Consider the following 19,686-nt stretch of genomic DNA (forward strand, 5'->3'; position numbering starts at 1 on the left):
GAAAAGGAACAGGAGTGTGGCGTGTCTGACGTATTTCGTATCCTTTCGCCCATGCGGCAAAGCAGCGCCTTTGTTTTCGCCTCGCCGCATTCGGGGCGGGCCTATACGCCTGCGTTTCTTGAGCAGTCGGTGCTAAGTGCCGATCTGATCCGCACCTCGGAAGACGCTTTTGTCGATCAGCTTTTTGCCGATGCGCCCCTGTTCGGCGCGCCGTTGCTTTTGGCTGATGTGCCGCGCGCCTATCTGGATTTAAACCGTGCGCCAGATGAATTGGACCCTGCGCTGATCACGGGGGTGGCGCGCATGGCGCATAATCCGCGGGTTTCTTCGGGGCTGGGGGTGATTCCCCGCGTTGTGGCGGGCGGTCGGCAGATTTATCGTGGCAAGCTGTCGCTGGCCGAGGCAGAGGCGCGGATTGCGCGGTTTTGGCATCCCTATCACCGCGCCTTGCGTCAGCTGATGGATGATACCCATGCCCGCTTTGGTGAAGCGACGCTGATTGATTGCCATTCGATGCCACATGAGGCGATCGAGGGCCACGCGCGTTTGGGTAAAGCCTGTCCCGAGGTCGTTTTGGGCGACCGATTCGGTGCCTCTGCCAATCGGGAGGTGATGGACAGGGTCGAGGCCGCTTTTGTAGCAGCCGGTCTGCGGGTGGCGCGCAACACCCCCTTTGCCGGGGCCTTTGTCACCCAAAGCTATGGCCGCCCCAGTGCGGGCCGTCACGCCATTCAGGTCGAGATTGATCGCAGCCTTTATATGCACGAAGCCAGCCTGACCCCGCGCGCCGATTTTCAGGCGTTTCGCGCGCTGATCAACGGGGTGATGGCCGGGGTGACAGGGCAGGCGCTGCAACTGGCCGCCGAATAATCAGCGCAGCGCGCGGCCTTTCAGGATCGCATCCTTGCCGAACCTTGCGCGAATCGCATCGGTTGCCCGCTCTGCCGCTGCGCGTTGGCCGGCCTGTGGGTCCAGCAGATCGCGGTCCAGATCGGCCTGATCTTCGCCCGCCAGATCCGAGATGCCGACCCCGATCAGCCGAAACGGCGCTTTGACCTTGGCTTGATCGAACATCGCCTTGGCGGCGCGATAGATGCGGTCGGTCAGCTGCGTCGGGTCGGTCAGGCTATGGCGACGGCTGATCAGTTGGAAATCCGAGCGCTTAAGCTTCAGCGTGACCGTTCGCCCCGCCAGCCCCTTGGCCTTGGCGCGGTCGGCAACCTGTTCGGCCAAGCGCCACAGATGGCCGTCCAAAAGCTCGGCGTCCGAGGTGTCTTCGAAAAACGTGGTTTCCTTGCTGATCGACTTCAGCTTTTCATCCCGCATCACCCGCCGCGTGTCCAGGCCCCGCGCCAGATGCCAAAGCCTGTCGCCCATGCTGCCAAAGCGCGCGGTCAGATCAACACGATCCCAGCGCAGCAGGTCTGCGATGGTGCGAATGCCCGCAGCCTCTAGGCTTGCTTGCGCCGCCGTGCCGACGCCCCAAATGATCCGCACCGGTTTTGGGCGCAAAAACGCCTCGGTCTCGGCGCGACCAATCACCGAAAACCCGCGTGGCTTGTCGAGGTCCGAGGCGATTTTGGCCAGAAACTTATTATGCGACAGCCCGACCGAACCTGACACGCCCAGATCGGTCTCCATATCCCGCACCAACCGCGCCAACATCACCGCAGGCGGCGCGCCGTGCAGGCGGGCGGTGCCGGTCAGATCCAAAAACGCCTCGTCCAGCGACAAGGGTTCAATCGCGGGGGTCAGCACCTCCATCAGCGCGCGAATGGCACGGCTGACCTCGACATAAACGCTCATCCTTGGTTTCACGACCACCGCTTGCGGGCAAAGCCGCAGCGCCTGAAACATCGGCATCGCCGAGCGCACGCCATGAATGCGCGCCAAATAACAACAGGTCGAGACCACGCCCCGCGTGCCACCGCCAACGATCACCGCCTTGTCGCGCAGATCAGGATTGTCGCGCTTTTCCACGCTGGCATAGAAGGCGTCGCAATCCATATGCGCGATGCTGAGATCCCAAAGCTCGGGATGCGACATCACCCGCGGCGAGCGGCACTTGGGGCAGCGCGTTCCGGCATCAAATTGGGTCAGACACTCTCGGCACAGCGCGGGCATGGCGCAATTATGCGCTTGCCTGCTGGCCAAGTCTATTGTGTTTAACCCGTCAGAGCCCTTTCCCCAAGCCTTGCCGCGCGGTATACAACAGTATGCGAATGACATTGACCGAGCATTACGACGCCCAAACCGCTGCCGGAGCCCTGCGCCCCGACGCAGGCCAGCGCGCGCTTTTGCCTGCGCTGGAAGGTTTGCGGCTTTGGCTTGAACAAAACGCGGCGCGCAAGGTTGGTCTGTTTGCGGGCCTGTTTGCCAAGCCGGTTGTGCCGCCAAAGGGGCTTTACCTTTGGGGCGGGGTCGGGCGGGGCAAGTCGATGCTGATGGATCTGTTCTTTCAGCAGACCGAGATCACTCAGAAACGCCGCGTGCATTTCCATGCCTTTATGCAAGAACTGCACCACGCCCTGCATGTGGCGCGCCAAACCGGTGTGGACGATGCGCTTGCGCCTGTGGCTGCGGCCCTGACCCGCGATCTGCGGCTGCTGGCCTTTGACGAGATGCAGATCACCGATATCACCGATGCGATGATCGTTGGGCGGCTGTTTGAAAAGCTATTGGCGGCGGGGGTTGTGATTGTTGTCACCTCAAACCGGCCACCGGAAGATTTGTACAAGAACGGCCTGAACCGGGCGCTGTTCCTGCCGTTTATTGCGGTGCTGAATGATCGGCTGAATGTGGTCGAGATTGAGAGCCGCGAAGATTATCGCCAGCACCGTCTGACCGGCGCGCAAACCTATTTTCACCCCGCAGGCACGGCGCGCGCGGCGATCAGCGCGATCTGGTCTGACCTGACCGGCAATGCCGCCGGCACGCCGTTGCGCCTGACCGTCAACAACCGCAGCACGGAACTGCCGCGCTTTGCCAATGGCATCGGCCGCGCCAGCTTTTGGGATCTTTGCGCCAAACCGCTTGGCCCTGCCGATTTTCTGGCGATTGCGGCAGCGGTGCGGGTGCTGATCTTGGAAGATGTGCCGCAGCTTTCTGCCAGCAATTACAACGAGGCCAAGCGCTTTGTGACGCTGATCGACGCCTTATACGAGGCGAAAACCCGGCTGATCATCTCGGCCGCTGACGAGCCGGAACGGCTTTACTCTGAAGGCACCGGCAGCTTTGAATTCGAACGCACCGCTTCGCGTCTGCGCGAGATGCAGGGCGCGGATTGGGGCGAAGAGGCCTAGCCCCAGACCTGCCACAGCAATCGCAGCGCCAGCGCGGTCGAGGTGACCACCAGCAGCGGTTTGATCAGCCGCGCCCCGATCCGCATCGCAAGTTTCGCGCCCAAGGACGCACCTGCGATCTGCGCGGCTGCCATCGCAAGGCCAACGCCCCACCAAATACCGCCGCCTGCGGCAAAGACCAAAAGGCTGCCAAAGTTCGAGGCAAAGTTCAGCATCTTGGTATGGGCGGTGGCTTTCAACACGCCAAAGCCCGCCAGCATGACAAAGCCCAGCATATAAAAGCTGCCAGCACCGGGGCCGAAAAAGCCGTCATAGGCCGCAACCATCGGCACGGCGGTAAAGGTGAAAACCGCCGGTTTGATCCGCTGAATGCGGTCGGCATCGGTCAATCCGGGTTTCAGGGCGAAGAACAGCGCCACCGCCACCAGCACCACCGGCATGATGATGCGCAAGGTATCGGCGGGCATCAGATGCGCCACCATCGCGCCCCCCGCCCCCGCCAGCCCCGCCACCGCCGCCATGCCCAATTGTTGCAAGGGTTTCACATGGCCCGCGCGGGCATAGCTGACCACGGCTGTCGCCGCGCCAAAACTGCCTTGCAGTTTATTGGTCGCCAAAGCCTCGATCGGCGAGGCCCCCGCCAGCAGCAGCACCGGAACCGTGATCAGGCCACCACCACCCGCAATGGCATCGACAAAGCCCGCCAAAAACGCCGCACAGACCAAAAGCACAACAAGATGGGTGGCAATTTCGAACATTGCAGCTCTCCAAAGAAAGGGGCAGGCGGTCTGATCTGTCGCGCAGCAGACGCCAAGATCACAAAGCCTATTTCGCCAAGATAAACCAGCGCATTAGGCGACGAAGGCTTCGCGCGCATAGCCTTGCAGATATAAAAGCGCTGTCAGATCGCCGTGGTTGATTCGCAGATCGCATTCGGCCTGCACGCTGGGCTTGGCATGCAGCGCCACCCCCGCACCTGCCAGCCCCAACATGCCCAGATCATTGGCACCATCGCCCACCGCAATCGCCTGATCCGGGGTGATCCCCAAGCGGGCCGAGATCTCTTGCAAGGCCTGCACCTTGGCCGCCCGCCCCAAGATCGGCGTGGCCACGGTGCCGGTCAGAACGCCTGCCTCAATCTGCAAAGTATTGGCGCGGTTTTCGTCAAAGCCCAAGACCGCCGCAATCGCCGCGGTAAAGGCGGTAAAGCCGCCCGAAACCAGCGCTGCGGTGCCGCCATTGGCCTTCATCGTCGCGACCAAGGTCTTGCCCCCCGGCATCAGCGTGATGCGGTCGCGAATGACGGTTGCTATCACCGCCTCGGGCAGGCCTTTCAGCAGGCCGACCCGTTCGCGCAGCGCCTCCTCGAAATCCAGCTCGCCGTTCATCGCCCGCGCAGTGATCCCTGCTACACGCGCGCCAACGCCTGCTTCATCGGCCAGCTCGTCGATGCATTCCTGTTGGATCATCGTGCTGTCCATATCGGCGATCAGCAACTGTTTGCGCCGCCCCGCTGCGGCTTGGATCGCCAGATCCACGCCGATGCCCTGCAGACCCTGCCAGACATCCCAACGATTCGCAGGCATCGCCTGCAGCGGAAATTCTGCTGCCACGCCGGGGTCGAGCCACAGCGCATCGCCGCCGCCCCAAGCATTGCGCAGGCTTTCCACTGTGACACGGTCAAGCACAGGGCGGGCGGGGTTGGTCAGTAATGTGGCAATAAACATGGGCAAGTTTCCGATAGTGGAGGCATGCGTCGCAAATCGCACGCGATGCGCCGCAATACCGCGCTTTTCCGGCTTGTGCCAGCCGCGATCCAAGCGTAACCCCCGCAGTGGGACACCCTTCCCCAACGAAGGGCAAATATCTGTGAGGATACTATGGCTGATCTATCCGCTCCGGCAACGCGCCCGGCGAATCCACGTTTTTCGTCCGGCCCCTGCGCCAAAATCCCCCATTACACCCTTGATATGCTTGGCGATGCGCCCTTGGGCCGCTCGCACCGCGCAACCGTTGGCAAGGCCAAGCTGCGCGAAGCCATTGACCTGACCCGCGAAATTCTGGGCCTGCCCGATGATTACCGCATCGGCATCGTGCCGGGTTCGGACACCGGCGCTGTCGAAATGGCGATGTGGTCGCTTTTGGGCGCGCGTCCGGTCGAGATGCTGGCTTGGGAAAGCTTTGGCGAAGGCTGGGTCACCGATGTCGTCAAACAGCTGAAGCTGGACGCGAAAGTGAAAATCGCCCCCTATGGTCAGATCGTCGATCTTGCGACCGTAGATTTCAATTCTGACGTTGTGTTCACCTGGAACGGCACCACCTCGGGCTGCCGCCTGCCGAACGCCGACCTGATCCCCGCCGATCGCCAAGGCCTGACCATCTGCGACGCCACCTCGGCGGCCTTCGCGATGCAGCTTGATTGGTCGAAGCTGGATGTCACCACTTTCTCTTGGCAAAAAGTGCTGGGCGGTGAAGGGGCGCATGGCATGATCATCCTGTCGCCGCGCGCTGTCGAGCGGCTGGAAACCTATACCCCCGCTTGGCCGCTGCCAAAGATTTTCCGCATGACCTCGAAGGGCAAGCTGATCGAGGGGATTTTTGTTGGCGAAACCATCAACACGCCGTCGATGCTGGCGGTTGAAGATTATCTGGTCTCGCTGAAATGGGCGAAATCGGTGGGCGGGCTTCAGGGTCTGGTCGACCGCGCCACCGCCAATGCGCAAGTGGTCTGGGATTTCTGCGCGCAGAACCCATGGCTGCAAAATCTGGCCGAGACGGCTGAAATCGCCTCGACCACCAGCGTTTGCCTTAAGTTCAACGATCCCCGCATCAAAGACGGCGCAGCTTTTGCCAAGGCCGTCGCCAAGCGGCTGGAAAAGGCCGAGGTCGCCTATGACATCGGCGCCTATCGCGACGCGCCTGCGGGCCTGCGGATCTGGTGCGGCTCGACGGTGGAAACCGCCGATGTGGCGGCGCTGATGCCTTGGCTCGCGCATGCGTTTCAGGCTGAGATCGCAGCCCAAGCTTAAATGATCGGTCGGGGGCAGCCCCCGATCCTTCCAACCCATCAGGCGGGCCATCCCCGCCACCTCTCCCCCATTTCAAAGGATAGTCTCATGGCTCCTCGCGTTCTTGTTTCCGACGAACTTTCTGAAACCGCCGTTCAAATCTTCCGCGACCGGGGCGTCGAGGTCGATTACATGCCCAAGCTTGGCAAAGACAAAGACGCGCTGGCCGCGATCATCGACCAATATGACGGTCTTGCCATCCGTTCGGCCACCAAAGCCACCGAAAAACTGCTGGCCGCCGCGACCCGCCTGAAAGTGATCGGCCGCGCTGGTATCGGCGTCGATAACGTCGACATTCCAGCGGCCTCGAAAAAAGGCGTGATCGTGATGAACACGCCGTTCGGCAACTCGATCACCACCGCCGAACATGCCATCGCCATGATGTTCGCCGCCGCCCGCCAACTGCCCGAAGCCAATGCCTCCACCCATGCCGGCAAATGGGAAAAGTCGAAATTCATGGGGGTTGAGCTTTACAACAAAACCCTCGGCGTGATCGGCGCTGGCAATATCGGCGGCATCGTCTGTGATCGTGCCATCGGTCTGCATATGAAGGTCGTGGCCTATGACCCCTTCTTGTCGGAAGAGCGGGCAAAAACCCTTGGCGTCACCAAGGTCGAGCTTGACGAGCTGCTGGCGCGCGCCGATTTCATCACCCTGCATGTGCCGCTGACCGATAAGACCCGCAATATCCTTTCGGCCGAAAACATCGCCAAAACCAAAAAGGGCGTGCGCATCATCAACTGCGCCCGTGGCGGTCTGATCGACGAAAAAGCCTTGGCCGCCGCCCTGACCTCGGGCCATGTCGCAGCCGCCGCTCTGGATGTGTTCGAAGTCGAACCCGCCACCGAAAACCCGCTGTTCAACCTGCCCAATGTGGTCTGCACCCCACACCTTGGCGCTGCCACCACCGAAGCGCAGGAAAACGTCGCCCTGCAAGTGGCCGAACAAATGTCCGATTATCTGCTGACGGGCGCTGTGCAAAACGCGCTGAACATGCCCAATGTCACCGCCGAAGAAGCCGCCGTGATGGGGCCTTGGATCAAACTCGCCAGCCATCTGGGCGCCTTCATCGGCCAAATGACCGAAGAGCCGATCAAGGCCATCAACATCCTCTACGATGGCTCGGTCGCCGAGATGAACCTTGCAGCCCTCAACTCTGCGGTGATCGCGGGCGTGCTGAAAACCCAAAACCCAGATGTAAATCTGGTCTCAGCCCCGATCGTGGCCAAAGACAAAGGCATCCAAATCTCGACCACCCGCCAAGATAAAACCGGCACCTTCGACGCCTATATCAAAGTCACCATGGTCACCGATCAACGCGAGCGCTCGGTCGCCGGCACCTGTTTCTCGGATGAAAAACCCCGCTTCATCCAGATCAAGGGCATCAATATCGACGCCGAAATCGGCGAACATATGCTCTATACCACCAACGAAGACGTCCCCGGCATCATCGGCCTCTTGGGCATGACCATGGGCAAAAACGGCGTCAACATCGCCAACTTTACCCTCGGCCGCTCGGGCGTCGGCCAAGACGCCATCGCCATCCTCTACCTTGATCAAGCGCTTGACACCAAAGTCATCGACACGCTGGAATCCACCGGCATGTTCCAATCGGTCAAGGCGCTGCAATTCGACGTCGCCTAAACGTCACTTGCACTTTCATCTTGGCGTAAATATCCCACGGGGGGTGCGGGGGGCGTGAAGCCCCCCGCGCTTTGCATAAAGGCCAAAGCCATGAGAACCTATGCCATCGGTGATATCCACGGCCATCTTGATCTCTTGCAGCAGGTCCACGCTTGGATCGCGGCTGATATCGCCCAACACGGCCCCGCCCCCGTGGTGCATATCGGCGATCTGGTCGATCGCGGTGCCAACAGCCGCGGCGTGATCGACTATCTGTCACAGGGCATTGCCGCGGGCCAAGATTGGGTGGTGCTCAAAGGCAACCACGACCGGCTGTTCAGCCTGTTTCTCACCGACCCAGCGGCGCAAGACCCGCGCCTGCGCAGTGATCTCAGCTATCTGCATCCGCGCATTGGCGGCGGCGCGACGCTGGCCTCATATGGGGTGCAAAACGCCTCTGACCGTCCGATTGCCCCGGTCCACCGCGACGCCATCGCTGCCGTACCGCAAGCGCATCGCGATTTTCTGCACGCTCTGCCCACCAGCTTTCAGCGCGGCGAGGTGTTGTTTTGCCACGCAGGCATCCGCCCCGGCGTCGCCTTTGCCGATCAGACCGAAGACGATCTGACCTGGATTCGTCACGACTTTCTGGATGATACCCGCGATCACGGCGCCTTGATCGTGCATGGCCACACCGCCATCGATGCGCCCACCCATTATGGCAATCGGCTGAACATCGACTCGAGTGCGGCCTACGGCGGCCCGCTTTCGGTGGTGGTGCTGGAAGGCCGGCAGGTGTTTCATCTCAAAGACGGCCAGCGCCACCCCCTGCTTCCGCAGGCCTAGCGGTTCATCGCCCGCAGATTGGCCAGCGCCAGCAGCGTCAGCGCCGCTGTCACAGCGCTCCCCAGCCAAAAAAAACCATGCGCACCCAAGGCCACCAGAAAGGGCGCGACCAGAAGCGGCAGCGCAATACCCCCCGCCAAACCCGCCGAGATGATCGCAGGCGCCACCCAAGGGTGATCGCCCATCTTATGGCTGGCGGTGACATATCCGGTTGGGAAAAACATCCCCGCAAAAAAGCCCAGCGCCACAAAACAAGGCCCCGCAGCCAATGCCGCCGCGCCAAGGCAAGACAGGCTTGCCCCCGCCATTGCCAGCGTGAACAGGGTGAAAGACGGCAACACATGCGCCACAAAACTTAAACTGACCCGCGCCGCCAGAAAGGCCAGAAAAAACGCTGAAAGCCATTGCGCTGCATGGGTTTCGCTCTCGCCCGCCTTGATCAGCGCAGCAGGGCCAAGCCCGATCACGCTGGCCTCGATGCCAATCGCGATCAGCGCAAAACCCAGCATCGGCCAATGTGGTTTGAAAGCGGTTGCGCCTTGGCTTGCGCTGACCGCCTCTGCCCCGCCCGCAGCCCCAGCCGCCAAGGCCAAAGCGGCGGCAAGTGCGGCACAAACCGCAAAGGCCAGCACCGGATCATTGCCCAGCGCCACAAACACCAAGGGCGCGCCAATCGCGCCAATGCCAAAGGTTGCATTCAACAGGCTAACCATCGCAGGCCCACGCGGCCCAAAGGCCCGCAGCATCCGCGGATTAAACACCACCGTTGCAGCACCGTAACCTGCGCCAAACACCAGCCCGCCCAGCAGCGCCACGCTCCAACCCGCGCCAGTGGCCAAAAGCGCTGCCCCCAGCGCCATCAGCACCACGACCACACGCGGCGTCACAAAACGCCCCCAGACAAACATCGCGCCAACGCCAAAGGCGCAGCCGATCCAATGTGCCGAAACCAAGAGCCCCGCCGTGCCCAAACCGATGTCATAAGCGCGGGCATAGACCGGCAAGGCAGGCCCATAGAGCGACTGCCCCGCGCCCATCAAAATAAAGGTTAAAACGCCGACACAGAGCAGCGCCGCATGGGTTCTCATCAACGCGCGCATATGGGCTCCTGTCTGCGACGCGCAAGCTCTCCACTGCCCGCGCGTCCCTGTCAACGGCTTGCTGTATAGAGCAGAATCTTGGCGAATGTCTTGCCCAAGAAAGCAACGCTTTGGGCGCATCGCAGCTGTCTGTGCGATGCGCCCAAAGTGTGCAAATCGTCGATGCAGATCTTAGGCGTCCAGATGTTCCACTGAAAGCGCATTGGCTTGAATGAACTCGCGGCGGGGTTCCACCACATCGCCCATCAGTTTGGTGAAGATGTCGTCGGCCTCGGCCAGATCGTCGATTTTCACCTGAAGCAGGGTGCGCGCCTCGGGGTCAAGCGTGGTTTCCCACAGCTGTTCGGGGTTCATCTCGCCCAAACCTTTATAGCGTTGCAGCGACAGGCCTTTTTCGCCCTCGGCCAGCACCGATTTCAACAACTCGATCGGGCCATGTACCATCTGTTCGCGGTCTTTGCGGATCAGGCGGGCAGGGTCGCGGTAATGGCCGCGGGTGTCCTTGGACACGGCTGCCAAACGCCGCGCCTCGCCCGAGCGTAGCACAGCACCGTCCAGCGTGCGCAATTCCTCGACACCGCGCAGCACCCGCGACAGGCGGATGCCGTGATCTTGGGTGATGCGGCCTGTCCAGCCTTTTTCGTATTCGGCAGCGATCAGGTTCAGACGCTTGGCCACGGTATCGGCAACGCCCTGCAAATCCCCACCCAGACTTTCGGCGTCAAAGGCACCGGCAAGGGCTGCCTGTTCCAGAATGCCGCGTGGATAATGCGTTGGGAAAGCATCCAGAATGCGGCGGAACTGCCGCGCGCCTTCCACCACCCGCGCCAGATCGGCGCCGGCGATTTCCTCACCCGTCGGCAGACGCAGAACGGCGCCGTCTACGCCCATCTCGATCAGGTAATCTTCCAAGGCAGCTTGGTCTTTCAGGTAAACCTCGGACTTGCCACGCGCGACCTTATAAAGCGGCGGCTGCGCGATATAAAGAAAGCCCGCCTCGATCAGCTGCGGCATTTGCCGGAAGAAAAAGGTCAACAGCAGGGTGCGAATATGCGCGCCGTCAACGTCAGCATCGGTCATGATGATGATCTTGTGATAGCGCAGCTTGGCCAGATTGAACTCGTCGCGACCAATGCCGGTGCCCATTGCCGTGATCAGCGTGCCGATCTCTTGGCTGGCCAGCATCCGGTCAAAGCGCGCGCGCTCGACGTTCAGGATCTTACCCCGCAGCGGCAGCACCGCTTGGTTTGACCGCGAGCGCCCCTGTTTCGCCGATCCACCAGCCGAATCGCCCTCGACCAGGAAAAGCTCGGCCTTGGAGGCATCTTTTTCCTGACAATCAGCCAGCTTTCCGGGCAGGTTCGACACATCCAGCGCCGATTTGCGCCGCGTCAATTCGCGCGCCTTACGTGCGGCTTCGCGGGCCAAGGCGGCCTCAACGATCTTGCCGACGATGATCTTGGCATTGGCGGGGTTTTCTTCAAACCATTCCGACAGCTTTTCGTTCACCAGATTTTCAACCGCCGGGCGCACTTCGGAAGACACCAGCTTGTCTTTGGTCTGGGACGAGAATTTCGGGTCCGGCACTTTGACCGACAACACGCAGGTCAGACCTTCGCGTGCATCGTCGCCGGTGAAATCGACCTTTTCTTTCTTCGCAATGCCCGAAGACTGCGCATAGGCGTTGATCGTGCGGGTCAGCGCACCGCGCATGCCCGCAAGGTGGGTGCCGCCGTCGCGCTGCGGGATATTGTTGGTAAAGGGCAGCACCATTTCATTGTAGCTGTCGTTCCACCACATCGCGACTTCAACGGTGATGCCGTTGCGCTCGCCGATCATATAGATCGGCTCTGCCATGATCGAGGTTTTCGAGCGGTCGATATATTTCACATATTCGCGCACGCCGCCCTCGTAGAACAGCTCGGTCCGCAGGGGCTCAGCGGGGCGTTCGTCTTCCACGATGATCCGCACACCCGAGTTCAAAAACGCCAATTCGCGCAGGCGGTTTTCCAGCGTCTTAAAGCTGAACTCTAGGTTCGAGAAGGTGCCTTCAGCATGGTTGGTCTTAGCCGAGGCAAGAAAGCGCACTTGGGTACCGCGCTGGCCCGGGGCAGGGCCAACCTCATGCACATGGGTGACGCATTCGCCATGCTCAAAACGCGCGTTATATTCGATGTCGTTGCGCCAAACCGTCAGCTCCAGCCATTCCGACAAGGCGTTCACAACCGAAACACCCACGCCGTGCAAACCGCCCGAAACCTTATAGGCATTGCCGGAATCATCGGTGTTGTTGAACTTACCGCCGGCATGCAGCTGGGTCATGATGACTTCTGCCGCCGAGACGCCCTCTTCCTTGTGGATGTCGACAGGGATGCCGCGACCGTTGTCACGCACCGAAACCGAGCTGTCGGCGTGAATTTTCACATTTACTGCCGTTGCATGGCCCGCCAGCGCCTCGTCGATGCCGTTATCGACAACTTCGTAAACCATATGGTGCAGACCCGAGCCATCATCGGTATCGCCGATATACATGCCAGGACGCTTGCGAACAGCCTCTAAGCCTCTGAGAACTTTGATAGAATCGGCGCCATAAGATTCTGGCTTATTGGGCTCATTGGCCATGTGCTCTGCACCCCTTGAATTGCTATGAATTTATAACGTTTCAAAGGGGGATTGTCACGCCTTCGACACAAGATTTAGCGGTTAAGTCAGGGAAATCACCGCTCCAACCCCGATCAGCAGTGTGCCCGAAACCAGATTAAGCCGGCGGATGCTGCGGGGCGAAGACAGCAATTGTCGCGCCCGATCCAGAAACAGCGCAAGGCACAGGTTTCCCAGCATCGGCACGATGGCAGAGACCAATAAAATCGCAACAATATCCCAGCCCTGCACGCGGCTAAGATCGAAAAACCCTGGCAAAACACCCATATAGAACAAGATCGCCTTTGGGTTGCCAATCACTGCCGCCACGCCCACCATAAATCCCGCCCACATCCCAGGCTTGGTCATACGGCTGTCTGCACTGGGGGCCGCCGCCGGTTTGCGGATCAACAGCACCCCCATGACCACAAAAATCACCGCCGCCAAAAGCCGCAGCAGATGCAGAAAATCGCCATAGACCGACAGGATCCAGGTCAGCCCAAAGATCGCAGTCAGCGGCCACAGCAGATCGCCCAAGGCAACCCCAATCGCCAAGGGCCAAGCGCTTGCAAAACCGCCCGACAAGGCCCGCGCCGTCAGCGCCACCCAAACCGGCCCCGGCACCATCCACAACAAAACCGACCCACCCGCATAAAGCAGAATCTCATGAAGCGTGATGGTCATGCGGTGATCCTCGAACTGCCGTGGTTTTCGGCGACTGTAAGGGTTTGCGCGCGCTTGCCAAGATGCTCAAAAAGCGAGGCCTCAGTGCCCGTCATCAGCGCCTGCGCCCCCAAGGCACAAAGCTCGTCATAAAGCGCCGCGCGCCGCGCCGGGTCAAGATGGGCTGCCACCTCATCCAACAACAAAACCGGCGCCGCCCCCAGATCCGCGGCCAGCGCGCGGGCATTGGCCAAGATCAGGCTGATCAACAAAGCCTTCTGCTCGCCGGTCGAACATTGATCCGCCCGCGCGCCCTTGGCCACATAGACCGCCGTCAGATCAGCGCGGTGCGGCCCCACCAAGGTGCGCCCCGCCGCCATATCGCGGCGCCGGTTCTGTGCCAGAGCCTGCGCCAGATCCTCCATGGCGGCCTCGCCCTCCGGCCCGGTCAAAGCCAGATCCGCCCGCGGAAACAACGTCTCCGCCCCCTCTTGCGCCGCCGCCAGTCGCGCCAAAGCCAGCTGGCGGTTGGCCTCAATCTGTGTCCCCGCCTGCACCATCTGCGCCTCAAGCGCTGCATACCAATGCGGATCGCTCACCTGATCTTTCAACAATCGGTTACGGTCGCGCATGGCTTTTTCATAAGCCAAAACCGCCTCTGCATGGTCAGGCGCAAAAGACAGCGTCATGCGGTCCAAAAACCGCCGCCGCCCCTCGGCCGCCTCAATCCACAAACGATCCATCGCGGGCACCAGCCACAACACCCTTGTGATCCGCCCCAACGCAGATTGAGGTGCTGCCTTATCGTCAATCCGCAAGGCACGGCTTTCCCCCGCCTCGGCCCAAGTCTCGATGCTATGCGCGGCGCCAAAGCCATGGATGCCTGCAGAAATCTTCCAGCCGATGTTTTCCGGCCGCCGTGCAATCTCATCCGTCGCCGCCCGCCGCATGCCACGCCCCGGTGACAACAGCGAAACCGCTTCCAAAATATTGGTCTTGCCAGCCCCATTCGCCCCGACAATCGCCACAGGCCGGCCGTCAAATTCGATCCTCGCCGCCTGATGGCTGCGAAAATGCGATAGGTTCAGCGATGTGATGGCCAAGCCGCCCACGCTTTCCCCTTTCATCTTGGCGTAAATATCCTCGGGGGTCCGGGGGGCGAGCCCCCCGGCGTGGGCTTAGACGCGCATCGGCATCACAACATAGACCGCCGAGGTGTCATTGCCTTCGCGCATCAAGGTCGGATCGGCCGAAGAGTTAAACAAAAACACCGCATTCTCGCGATCAACCTGGCTGGCAATTTCCAGCAAATATTTCGCGTTAAAGCCGATCTCCAGATGTTCGTCCGAATAGGCCACCGCAAGCGTTTCCTCGGCCGCCCCTGAATCTGGCGCATTGACCGACAGCACCAGCCGGTCTTCGTCCAAGCTCAGTTTCACCGCGCGCGAGCGTTCCGAAGACACCGTCGCCACGCGGTCAACCGCCTTGGCAAATTCGGTCGCATCCACTTCCAAGCGGCGGGTGTTGCCGGTCGGAATAACCCGGGTGTAATCGGGGAAGGTGCCGTCGATCACCTTCGAGGTCAGGGTGATCTGTGGCGTGGCAAAGCGCACTTTCGTCTCCGATACCGAAACCGCGATCTCGGCGCTGTCATCGTCCAGCAGCTTTTTCAGCTCGTTCACCGTTTTGCGCGGCACGATCACGCCTGGCATGCCCTGTGCCCCCTCGGGCAGCGGCGCGTCAATACGCGCCAAGCGGTGGCCATCGGTCGCCACGCAGCGCAGAACCGCCCCGACATCGCCGGTCGAGACATGCATATAAACGCCGTTCAGGTAATAGCGGGTCTCTTCGGTCGAGATCGCAAATTTCGCCTTGTCAAACAACCGGCGCAGCACGGGCGCAGGGGCTGAAAAGTTCGAGGAATATTCCGAAGTTGCCATCACCGGAAAATCTTCTTTCGGCAAGGTGGCAAGGTTAAAGTTCGACCGCCCCGCGGCGATGGTCAAGCGCCCCGAGGCCGGATCATCGGTCAGCGCCACAAGCGCGCCATCAGGCAGCTTGCGTACGATCTCGTGCAGCATCACCGCCGAAACCGTGGTGGCCCCAGCGCGCTCGACCATGGCAGAGGCGCGATCAACCACTTCGATATCGAGATCGGTGGCGCGGAACGATACGGTATCGCCCTCGGCCTCGATCAGCACATTGGCTAGAATTGGAATGGTGTTGCGGCGCTCGACCACCGACTGGGCCTGTGCCAGCGCCTTAAGAAGGGTGCTGCGTTCGATGCTGATCTTCATTTTCATTCCCCTTGCCGACCCCATAACAGGGAGGTCGAAACTACCCGATTTCCACCGGTTCACAAGTCTTTTCGGGACTTTGGTGGCGAATAGGCGGCCCGTCAAGCCCGCCATACCACCTTACGATTGCAGCAGACGCCGCAGCAGCTGTAAATCGTCGTTAAGCTGCGAATCAGATGTCATCAGCTCTTCGATTTTGCGCACACCGTGAATGATCGTGGTATGGTCGCGCCCACCAAAGCGCCGCCCGATTTCGGGAAGCGAGCGCGGCGTCAATTGCTTGGCCAAATACATCGCCACCTGACGCGGCCGCGCGATATTGCGCAGACGTTTCGGCCCGATCATATCCGACAGGCGGATGTTGTAATGCTCGGCCACTTTGCGCTGAATCTCTTCGATGGTCAGCTTGCGATCCGAAGCGCGCAGAATATCGGCCAGACAATCTTGCGCCAGATCAAGGGTGATTTCCCGACCAACCAGAGACGCAAAGGCAAACAGGCGGGTCAAAGCACCTTCCAGCACCCGCACGTTGGTGGTGATGCGATGCGCCAGAAACTCTAGCACCCCGGCAGAAATATGCAGGCCCTTGTATTGGGCCATATAGATTTCGGCCTTTTGCTGCAAAATCCCCAAGCGCAGTTCATAATCGGTCGGATGCAGGTCAACCACCAAGCCGCATTGCATCCGCGATTTGATCCGATCTTCCAGATCCTTGATCTCACCCGGAGCGCGGTCGGCCGAGATAACGATCTGTTTGTTCTGATCCACCAGCGCGTTGAAGGTGTGAAAGAATTCTTCTTGCGTGGAATCCTTGCCTGCGATGAATTGCACATCATCAACCATCAGAACGTCAACCGAGCGGAAAATCTCTTTGAAGTCCATGATCTGACGTTCGCGCAAAGCTTGCACAAAACGGTACATGAACTGCTCGGCCGAAAGATACAGCACACGCAGATGCGGCTGACGGATTTGAATTTCATGCGCAATCGCATGCATCAGGTGGGTCTTGCCCAAGCCAACGCCGCCATAAAGAAACAGCGGGTTGAAGGTAACGGGCCCGCCTTCGGCAACGCGGCGCGCAGCGGCATGGGCCAGCTCGTTTGGCTTGCCGACCACAAAGCTGTCAAAGGTAAAGCGGCTATCAAGCGAGGCGCCCGGCAGATCTTCGTCGTTGCGGCGGGCGGTCACGCGTGCGGGCTTTGACGTCACGGGCTTTGGCGCAATCTGCACGGTGGCCTGTGCCGGAACGCTAAACTCGGCGCGGCCAACCGGATGCCCCTCGGCATTCAGCAGGGCAAGGATATGGTCCGAGAAATTGCGCGACACCCAATCTCCAAAGAAAGTTGTCGGCACATCAAAGTGCGCAATGCCATCTTCAAGCGCTGTCAGGTGCAGCGGCTCGATCCAGCTGGTGTAATTGTTTTTACCGATCCGCGTCGCAAGCGTCTCGCGTACCCTGCACCAGGCCTCGTTTGTCATTCTTAACGTCCCCAAGCGCCTTTTCAGGTTTGACCCTGTTGGCACCTCTAATTTTCTACGTCCAAGTTTCGCAACTACTTTGGGCCACAGCACAAGGGCGCAGCACCCTTGCATGTTCAAGCACCATTTCGCGACTGTCACACACAACAGACTTTCCAGACCTCGCAGATCGAAGCCCAGCACCATTTACCCCAACAGCAGTCTTCAGTGAAAACAGCCTAACATCCTTATTTTTCACATAAATTCAGCCTGTTTGGCAGTTTCGGGCTGTCATTATGATCAAAAACAGCGACTCTGCCACACGGGCAAATTGAATCGCTTGGTCAAATTAGCAAGCGGATCTACCGCGCCGCAACCGATCTTGTTGCTTGACAGAGGTTTGTTTCAGAGAATCTTTTGCCCTGTGTAAATCGGCCACTTGCTCTGCAAAAATACCGCCGAAACCGCACTCTCAAAAGGGTATGCTGACTTGTTAAGCATAACGCTTTGATGCAGCGCCAGACCGATTCTGGCCCGAACTGAGGCTGGAAATGCATAAGGGCGCAGCCGGTCAGCTGCGCCCTTATGATTTATGATTCGGTTAACGGCTTAGGCAGCAGGGGTGCCCAGCGCTTTGACGCGCGATGCCAAGCGCGAGATTTTGCGCGACACGGTGTTCTTGTGCATAACGCCTTTGGTGACGCCGCGTGCCAGTTCTGGCTGTGCGTTCTTCAAAGCCAAGACGGCAGCGTCTTGGTTGCCGGAAGCCAATGCTTCTTCGACTTTACGCAGGAAGGTGCGGATGCGCGAACGGCGGGCTTTGTTCACATCGGTGCGCGCTTCGGTCTGGCGAACGCGCTTTTTGGACTGGGCAGTATTTGCCATGGTTGTGTATCCTTAGGGTCGGTTTAATTTTGTCGCGCAAAAGCCCCAAGGCCCCCTCAAAGATGAAGGGATGATTCTTGCCAAAGCGGGCCCACACGCATGTAAGGGCACCCCTTAAGGCAAGTTTTCGCAGAAGGAAACAGATTTCCTAGCAATCTTGAAAGTTTGGCGGCCGCTTTTCGATAAAAGCCGCCATGCCTTCGGCCTGATCTTGGGTTGCAAACAGCGCGTGGAACAGGCGGCGCTCAAAGATCAGGCCTTCGCGCAGTGTGGTCTCGGCGGCGCGGTTGACCGATTCTTTCGCCGCCATCACCGCGATTTGCGATTTCGCAGCGATTTTGGCTGCGGTTTTAAGCGCCTCGTCGATCAGATCGGCAGCAGGGATCACCCGACTGACAAGCCCCGCGCGTTCGGCCTCGGTGGCATCCATCATCCGGCCGGTCAGATGCATCTCCATCGACTTTGCAGCCCCCACCAGCCGCGTCAGCCGCTGCGTGCCGCCCAGACCGGCGATGATGCCAAGGTTAATCTCGGGCTGGCCAAATTTCGCGGTATCGGCGGCAAGGATGAAATCGCACATCATCGCAAGCTCGCATCCCCCGCCCAAAGCAAAGCCTGCAACGGCGGCGACCATGGGTTTGCGAATGGCTTCGATCACCGCGACTTCGGCGGCAAAGGTGTTGCGGCTGAACATATCGGCAAAGCTTTGGGTTGCCATTTCCTTAATATCGGCACCCGCCGCAAAGGCCTTTTCCGACCCTGTCAGCACAATGCAGCGCACGGCAGGATCGGCATCAGCCGCCCGCAGCGCCGCGGCCAGATCCTGCATCATCTGCGCATTCAGCGCGTTCAGCGCCTCGGGGCGGTTCAGGCGAATAAGGGCGACGTGGTCTTTGATCTCGACCAAAATTGTTGCGTACATGCGGTTTCCTTTGCAGGACAGGGTTAGGTTTGGCAGCGGGGGCAGTAAAACGACGACCTTCCCGATTGGGTGATGCGGGCAATCGGGGTGGCACAGGTGACGCAGGGCGCGCCTTCGCGACCATAGACGGCAAAGGCCTTTTGAAAATAGCCCAAGGCGCCGTCGGTCTGGCGATAATCGCGCAAAGATGATCCGCCAGCCTCGATCGCCTCGGTCAAAACCTCGCGGATGATCGGCACAAGGGCTGCGGCATCTTTGATATCACCGGCGCGGCGGGTTGGTGCGAGGCCAGCGCGAAACAGCACCTCGCAGACGTAGATATTGCCCAGACCCGCGACCAGATGCTGATCAAGCAGCGCCGATTTGATCGGCGTGTTGCGCCCCGCCAGCCGCGCGGCCAGATAGCCTTCGTTGAAAGCATTGCCCAAAGGCTCGGGCCCGATCTGCGCCAACAGCGGATGTGCCTCGGCCGTCGCGGTGGGCAAAAGATCCATCGCGCCAAAACGCCGCGCATCGTTAAAGGTCACCCGCGCACCGCCTTCCAGATGCAGCACCACATGATCGTGCTTTTCAGGCGCCGCATGTTCAAAAACGAAATCGCCCAAGCGGATGCCCGAAACCAGCATCCGCCCCGACATGCCTAAATGAATAAGCAAGGTCTCGCCGGTTGAAAGGTCGGCAAGAATATATTTCGACCGCCGCCGCAGCGTGATCACCCGCGCGCCGGTCAGCCGTTCGGCCATCCGCTCTGGCAAAGGCCAGCGCAGATCAGGCCGATTGACCTCGGCGCGTTCAATCAAACGCCCTTCCATTGCAGGCAAAAGACCACGGCGGACGGTTTCAACTTCGGGTAATTCAGGCATATGGCCCCTTGGACAGATC

General features: G+C 60.1%; 17 protein-coding genes. 5 read left to right on the forward strand and 12 right to left on the reverse strand.

What is annotated here, in order from left to right; translation table 11 throughout:
• Nucleotides 1-51 precede the first annotated feature (51 nt).
• The gene (locus V7Q10_RS04300; protein WP_333867842.1) at nt 52-870 is read left to right on the forward strand and encodes an N-formylglutamate amidohydrolase; all 819 of its coding nucleotides are present in this window, start codon (nt 52-54) and stop codon (nt 868-870) included.
• On the opposite strand, the gene V7Q10_RS04305 is transcribed toward V7Q10_RS04300, so the two are convergent.
• The gene (locus V7Q10_RS04305) at nt 871-2,124 is read right to left on the reverse strand and encodes a DNA polymerase IV (protein WP_333867818.1); all 1,254 of its coding nucleotides are present in this window, start codon (nt 2,122-2,124) and stop codon (nt 871-873) included.
• Between the two features lie 92 nt (nt 2,125-2,216).
• Here V7Q10_RS04305 and zapE point away from each other — a divergent pair, with 92 nt between their 5' ends.
• Nucleotides 2,217-3,302 carry a cell division protein ZapE gene (gene zapE, locus V7Q10_RS04310; protein ID WP_333867819.1) on the forward strand — a complete coding sequence of 362 codons (1,086 nt, stop codon included), beginning with the start codon at nt 2,217-2,219 and terminating at the stop codon, nt 3,300-3,302.
• Here the strand turns inward: zapE and V7Q10_RS04315 are convergent.
• Nucleotides 3,299-4,060 (reverse strand): TSUP family transporter, encoded by a 762-nt coding sequence (locus V7Q10_RS04315; protein ID WP_333867820.1) that lies wholly within the window; start codon nt 4,058-4,060, stop codon nt 3,299-3,301. The genes zapE and V7Q10_RS04315 overlap by 4 nt on opposite strands.
• A gap of 93 nt (nt 4,061-4,153) precedes the next feature.
• Nucleotides 4,154-5,029: a phosphoserine phosphatase SerB gene (gene serB / locus V7Q10_RS04320; protein ID WP_333867821.1), complete on the reverse strand. Its 876-nt coding sequence runs from the start codon at nt 5,027-5,029 to the stop codon at nt 4,154-4,156.
• A 153-nt stretch (nt 5,030-5,182) separates the two neighbouring features.
• Between serB and V7Q10_RS04325 the strand changes: the two genes are divergently transcribed.
• From V7Q10_RS04325 to V7Q10_RS04335, 3 genes are all read left to right on the forward strand, one after another.
• Nucleotides 5,183-6,331: a phosphoserine transaminase gene (locus V7Q10_RS04325; RefSeq protein ID WP_333867822.1), complete on the forward strand. Its 1,149-nt coding sequence runs from the start codon at nt 5,183-5,185 to the stop codon at nt 6,329-6,331.
• Nucleotides 6,332-6,418: 87 nt separating this feature from the next.
• On the forward strand, nt 6,419-8,014 hold the full coding sequence (serA, locus tag V7Q10_RS04330; RefSeq protein ID WP_333867823.1) for a phosphoglycerate dehydrogenase: 1,596 nt from the start codon (nt 6,419-6,421) through the stop codon (nt 8,012-8,014).
• Nucleotides 8,015-8,104: 90 nt separating this feature from the next.
• Nucleotides 8,105-8,839 carry a metallophosphoesterase gene (locus V7Q10_RS04335; RefSeq protein ID WP_333867824.1) on the forward strand — a complete coding sequence of 245 codons (735 nt, stop codon included), beginning with the start codon at nt 8,105-8,107 and terminating at the stop codon, nt 8,837-8,839.
• Here V7Q10_RS04335 and V7Q10_RS04340 read toward each other — a convergent pair.
• The 9 genes from V7Q10_RS04340 to mutM all read right to left on the reverse strand — a co-directional run bounded on the left by V7Q10_RS04340 (nt 8,836) and on the right by mutM (nt 19,667).
• Complete coding sequence (locus V7Q10_RS04340) at nt 8,836-9,939, reverse strand: MFS transporter (RefSeq protein ID WP_333867825.1); 1,104 nt, start codon at nt 9,937-9,939, stop codon at nt 8,836-8,838. The two genes, V7Q10_RS04335 and V7Q10_RS04340, sit on opposite strands and share 4 nt — an antisense overlap.
• Nucleotides 9,940-10,110: 171 nt before the next feature.
• Nucleotides 10,111-12,561, reverse strand: a complete 2,451-nt coding sequence (gyrB, locus tag V7Q10_RS04345; protein ID WP_333867826.1) for a DNA topoisomerase (ATP-hydrolyzing) subunit B — start codon at nt 12,559-12,561, stop codon at nt 10,111-10,113.
• Nucleotides 12,562-12,642: 81 nt separating this feature from the next.
• Nucleotides 12,643-13,263 carry a LysE family translocator gene (locus V7Q10_RS04350; protein WP_333867827.1) on the reverse strand — a complete coding sequence of 207 codons (621 nt, stop codon included), beginning with the start codon at nt 13,261-13,263 and terminating at the stop codon, nt 12,643-12,645.
• The gene (gene recF, locus V7Q10_RS04355) at nt 13,260-14,354 is read right to left on the reverse strand and encodes a DNA replication/repair protein RecF (RefSeq protein WP_333867843.1); all 1,095 of its coding nucleotides are present in this window, start codon (nt 14,352-14,354) and stop codon (nt 13,260-13,262) included. Before recF ends, V7Q10_RS04350 begins: the two co-directional genes overlap by 4 nt.
• Before the next feature lie 66 nt (nt 14,355-14,420).
• The gene (dnaN, locus tag V7Q10_RS04360; RefSeq protein WP_333867828.1) at nt 14,421-15,539 is read right to left on the reverse strand and encodes a DNA polymerase III subunit beta; all 1,119 of its coding nucleotides are present in this window, start codon (nt 15,537-15,539) and stop codon (nt 14,421-14,423) included.
• Between the two features lie 120 nt (nt 15,540-15,659).
• Nucleotides 15,660-17,018, reverse strand: coding sequence for a chromosomal replication initiator protein DnaA (gene dnaA, locus V7Q10_RS04365; RefSeq protein ID WP_333867829.1), 1,359 nt, complete (start codon nt 17,016-17,018; stop codon nt 15,660-15,662).
• A 588-nt stretch (nt 17,019-17,606) separates the two neighbouring features.
• Nucleotides 17,607-17,882, reverse strand: a complete 276-nt coding sequence (gene rpsT / locus V7Q10_RS04370) for a 30S ribosomal protein S20 (protein ID WP_333867830.1) — start codon at nt 17,880-17,882, stop codon at nt 17,607-17,609.
• A 148-nt stretch (nt 17,883-18,030) separates the two neighbouring features.
• Nucleotides 18,031-18,804, reverse strand: coding sequence for an enoyl-CoA hydratase (locus V7Q10_RS04375; RefSeq protein WP_333867831.1), 774 nt, complete (start codon nt 18,802-18,804; stop codon nt 18,031-18,033).
• Between the two features lie 23 nt (nt 18,805-18,827).
• Nucleotides 18,828-19,667, reverse strand: coding sequence for a bifunctional DNA-formamidopyrimidine glycosylase/DNA-(apurinic or apyrimidinic site) lyase (mutM, locus tag V7Q10_RS04380; RefSeq protein WP_333867832.1), 840 nt, complete (start codon nt 19,665-19,667; stop codon nt 18,828-18,830).
• Nucleotides 19,668-19,686: the final 19 nt, after the last annotated feature.

It is taken from the genome of Cypionkella sp., from assembly GCF_036782355.1.
Classification (GTDB): domain Bacteria; phylum Pseudomonadota; class Alphaproteobacteria; order Rhodobacterales; family Rhodobacteraceae; genus Cypionkella.